The sequence below is a fragment of the Nitratidesulfovibrio liaohensis genome (genome assembly GCF_011682075.1).
Classification (GTDB): domain Bacteria; phylum Desulfobacterota; class Desulfovibrionia; order Desulfovibrionales; family Desulfovibrionaceae; genus Cupidesulfovibrio; species Cupidesulfovibrio liaohensis.
Window position 1 is genome coordinate 1 of sequence record NZ_VSMK01000276.1, and the last position, 3,713, is coordinate 3,713.

Genomic DNA, 3,713 nt, shown 5'->3' on the forward strand with positions numbered 1-3,713 from the left:
GACGGACCGGCGGGAGCCCCGGCCACGGGGTTCGCGTCGGCATCGCCGTCCCCGGTCGGATCATGCTTACCGCCATTGCCGCCGCCCGCCACGATGCCAGCCAGCCGCCATGCGTACAGGCCGCAGCGCGTGTCCGGGCACAGCCGCACCTCGCGCGCGACACCGCCCTGACAATCCAGGCAGAAACGGCGGATGGCGCGGATGGTCTTCACGTGCGACATGGCTCCTCCCCTACACCGTTTCGCCCGGCCCCGCCACGGGTTTATGCGCTCCGGACGATGGTTGTCCGCCGCTTTACGCCCCTCTTCGCTGCCCACGGAAATCCACGCTGCGGCGGCTCTCCTCGCATGCCCCATGCAAACGGCCCGCACCCCCGAAAGGGCGCGGGCCGTGAGCATGACATGGGGCCGACGTCAGGCGCCCGGCGCTAGCCGGACGAGCCGTTGGTCAACTGATCGATCTGCTTCTCCAGGGCCTTGGCCAGCCCGGCCAGCTTCAGCACGGCCCCGGCGGCCTGGTTCATGCCTTCGGCCGTTTCCGAGGCGATGCGGCTGATGTCATCCACCGCGCGGTTGATTTCCTCGCTGGTGGCGGACTGCTGCTCGGCGGCGGTGGCGATGGAGCGCACCTGATCGGAGTTTTCCTCCGAAAGGGACACGATACTCTGCAATGCCTGCCCCGATTCACGGGCCATGCGGGTGGCCTCGGTCACGGCGGCGGCCGCCGTTTCCATGCCCTTGATGTTGTTGCGTGCCCCGGCCTGAATGGACTGGATGGCCTGGCCCACTTCCTTGGTGGCGTTCATGGTCTTTTCCGCCAGTTTGCGCACCTCGTCGGCCACCACGGCAAAACCGCGCCCGGCGTCACCGGCCCGCGCCGCCTCGATGGCGGCGTTCAGCGCCAGCAGGTTGGTCTGGTCGGCGATGTCCGAAATCACGTCCATGATCCGGCCAATGTCTTCGGCCTGCTTGCCAAGGGTGGTCATTTCGCCTTGCAGGGCCTGGGCCTGCTCGTGCACCTGGCTGATGGCCTCCACCGCGCCGCTGACCACCCGCTCGCCCTCCTGGGCCTTGGTTCTGGCCTCTTCGGCGCTCTGGGCGGAACTGCCGGAACTGCGCGCCACCTCAAGCACGGTGGCATTCATCTCTTCCATGGCCGTGGCCGTCTCGCCCGCGCGAGCGGACTGCTGCTCCGCCCCGGCGGATACCTGCTCCACCTGGGCGGACAAGGCCTCTGCCGCCAGAGACACCTGCTGGGCGATGGTGGAGGCCTCACCGGCCACGGTGGTCATGCGCTGCAACAGGTCGTTGACCCGGGCTTCCTGCTCGCGGGCCTCGGCCAGGGCCGTTTCCGCGCGGGAGGCGTGGGCGTCGGCGTCGGCGCGCCGCTGGTCGGCTTCCTGCATCTTCTGCTTCAGGTTGCCCACCATGGTTTCTATGGCGCCCTTCACTTCGCCCAGTTCGGCGGCGTAGTCGCCCTCGGCGCGGGCATCCAGGGCACCCCCGGCCACCTGCCCGGCAAACTGGCGGATGCGCAGCAGCGGCCCGATTATGCCCCGGTTCAGGATCACCCAGATCACAGCAAACAGCAGCGCCAGCACCAGCACGGTCCACCCGGCCACGGCAATGCGCGCCTGCATGACCTGCTCGTGCGCCTTTTCCAGCGAACTGATGACCACGAAGGCACCGTGGGTCTCGCCCGCCCGCCAGCCTTCCTTGGTGCCGCCCACCACGTCCGGGGTACCGGCCGGGTCGCCGTGGCAGAACAGGCAGTCCTTGGTCAGCTTGATGGGACGAAAATAGTAAATCTTGTCCGGCGTACGGATGACCTTTTCCGCCAGGTTGTCGCGCTCCATATCCTGCATGGTCGCAAGTTCCAGCGGGGTGGGCGTGTTTGCGGGGTTGCGCGGCTGCACCTTGGGTACGCGGAATTCGTAGCCCGCCTGCGCTGCGTTCTGGGCGGCCATGCGCATGGCGGTGACCACGGGCACCGCGTCCATGACCTTGTCCTTGGGCAACTCGTCCAACGGGCGCATCAGCCCGATTTCGAGCTTGCGGCCCATCTCGTTGCGGGTGGCCTCGGCCATGAGCACCACGGCCCGGCTTTTCTGGAGAATCGCCTCTTCAGCCCCGGTACGGATGTCGTCCACGCGCTGCCAGGCCATGATGGCGGCCACGATGACCGGCCCGGCAAGCGCCACGATGAGGATTTTCCACTTCAGGCTGAGATTGCGAAACATGACCCCTCCCAGGGATGACGAACACGCGCCCCGGAGTTTGCGGCGCGTCTGACGCGGGCCTAGCTCTATCAGGAATCACTGTCAACAAACAGAAACAGGATTTCCCGCGGGCTCCCTGCAAGAGCCTTTCTTCATGGATGCTTATCGGCAGAACGCCGGGCAATACTTTAGCTGGGCCGCGCGTTTTTCCGGTGACGATCCGCATCACTCGCCGGAATGCCGCCCATGGCCGACAGGAGGGAGAAAGAATGGAGGGATGAACCCGAAGGCCGACCTTGAAAAACGCGGGCGCCGCAAATCGCCCGCGCCGTCCCTTGTCGGCCGCTGCGCGGGGCTAGGCCCCGCGACGCTCCCACAGCTTCATGTCGCGCATCTTCTTGCGACGTTCACGCTGCAACGACTTGCAGACCAGGGGAGTGCCCTTCTTGTAGCCGCACTTCTCGCGGTACGTCTCGGGCGTGAGGCCATGGGTGCCCAGGTGCTTCTTGGTCAGGATCTTGAACGACTTGCCGCACTCGCAGCAGGTGATGGACTTTTCCTTGATGGCCTTCTTGGGGTCCATCCCGGTTCCATCGCCGTTCTCGGGCAGCGCACCACCTTCGCTCAGGGTCCGGATGCCCTCCGCAAGGCGCCGGACCATGGTGGTGATCTCGTCTTCGGTCATGGTCCGGACACTGGCCTGCGCCTTCACGATGTCCAGAGCCTCCTTCAAATAATTCTCCGTCATTGCCGCTCCTTTGATATTTGATGAACATGAGGCGTGCACGAAACTCGTTTCGAACCTACGACAATCCTTCCTTCGGGGTCAACCACAATCGGTTGCGTCTTCATGTGGCGCAGCACGGCGCATCTCGAAATCAGCCTGCGATGCACGCATCATGCGGATGATGCAGAGCACTCACTGACGCAATAGCGGGCACGATATCGCATCATGTGCAATTGCCTGCACGAATCATCCCGGGGCAACCATACGGGCATTGCGCCAACCACAGGGCGTGCGACATACCCGTTGCGGGCGCGTGCCCTGCACGCGGGCGACCACTGTTGCACGCCACACCAGTATCTGCGTCACCGCGGCGCCGTGCCGCCTCGCAGCCTGTAGACCTTCGCCGCCAAAGCCCGTACCATGCGGCAAACCCATCGGGAGCCCCGCATGAAGTACATCATCTTCGAAGACTTTTCCGGCCACCCCGTGCCGTTCATCTTTCCGCACCGGGTGGACCACGCGGACATGCGCGAACAGCTGCCCTACACCCGCGTGCTGTCCGCCGGATACGTGGACATTGTGGACGGCGCTTTCCGCTGCCACGGCGGCGCGCCGGAACTGCAGGTTTCGGCGCGGAACGAGGACGCGGCCATCATCGCCGCCAAGTTCGCCCCCCGCCTGCCCGGCGAGGCCGACATCGCATGACCCGCCCGGCGGCGCGCAATGCGGTGCCCACGCACTCCTCCATGCCCTCCGCCGCACAACCGC

Annotated in this window: 3 protein-coding genes and 1 pseudogene; 1 reads left to right on the forward strand and 3 read right to left on the reverse strand. The window is 65.8% G+C overall.

Annotation, left to right across the window (positions count from 1 at the left end; translation table 11 throughout):
* The 3 genes and pseudogenes from FVW27_RS10205 to FVW27_RS10215 all read right to left on the reverse strand — a co-directional run.
* A pseudogene (locus FVW27_RS10205) lies at positions 1–221 on the reverse strand (hypothetical protein); the annotation flags it as partial.
* Between the two features lie 206 nt (positions 222–427).
* On the reverse strand, positions 428–2,239 hold the full coding sequence (locus FVW27_RS10210) for a methyl-accepting chemotaxis protein (protein ID WP_167124856.1): 1,812 nt from the start codon (positions 2,237–2,239) through the stop codon (positions 428–430).
* Between the two features lie 334 nt (positions 2,240–2,573).
* Positions 2,574–2,966 carry a Ros/MucR family transcriptional regulator gene (locus FVW27_RS10215; RefSeq protein WP_167124858.1) on the reverse strand — a complete coding sequence of 131 codons (393 nt, stop codon included), beginning with the start codon at positions 2,964–2,966 and terminating at the stop codon, positions 2,574–2,576.
* A gap of 426 nt (positions 2,967–3,392) precedes the next feature.
* On the opposite strand from FVW27_RS10215, the gene FVW27_RS10220 reads away from it, so the two are divergent.
* On the forward strand, positions 3,393–3,650 hold the full coding sequence (locus FVW27_RS10220) for a hypothetical protein (RefSeq protein ID WP_167124860.1): 258 nt from the start codon (positions 3,393–3,395) through the stop codon (positions 3,648–3,650).
* Positions 3,651–3,713 lie beyond the last annotated feature (63 nt).

Excerpts from the sequence above, each read along its gene's own strand:
- FVW27_RS10210 (WP_167124856.1), bottom strand. The coding sequence starts at position 2,239 with ATGTTTCGCAATCTCAGCCTGAAGTGGAAAATCCTCATCGTGGCGCTT.
- FVW27_RS10215 (WP_167124858.1), bottom strand. The coding sequence starts at position 2,966 with ATGACGGAGAATTATTTGAAGGAGGCTCTGGACATCGTGAAGGCGCAG.
- FVW27_RS10220 (WP_167124860.1), top strand. The coding sequence starts at position 3,393 with ATGAAGTACATCATCTTCGAAGACTTTTCCGGCCACCCCGTGCCGTTC.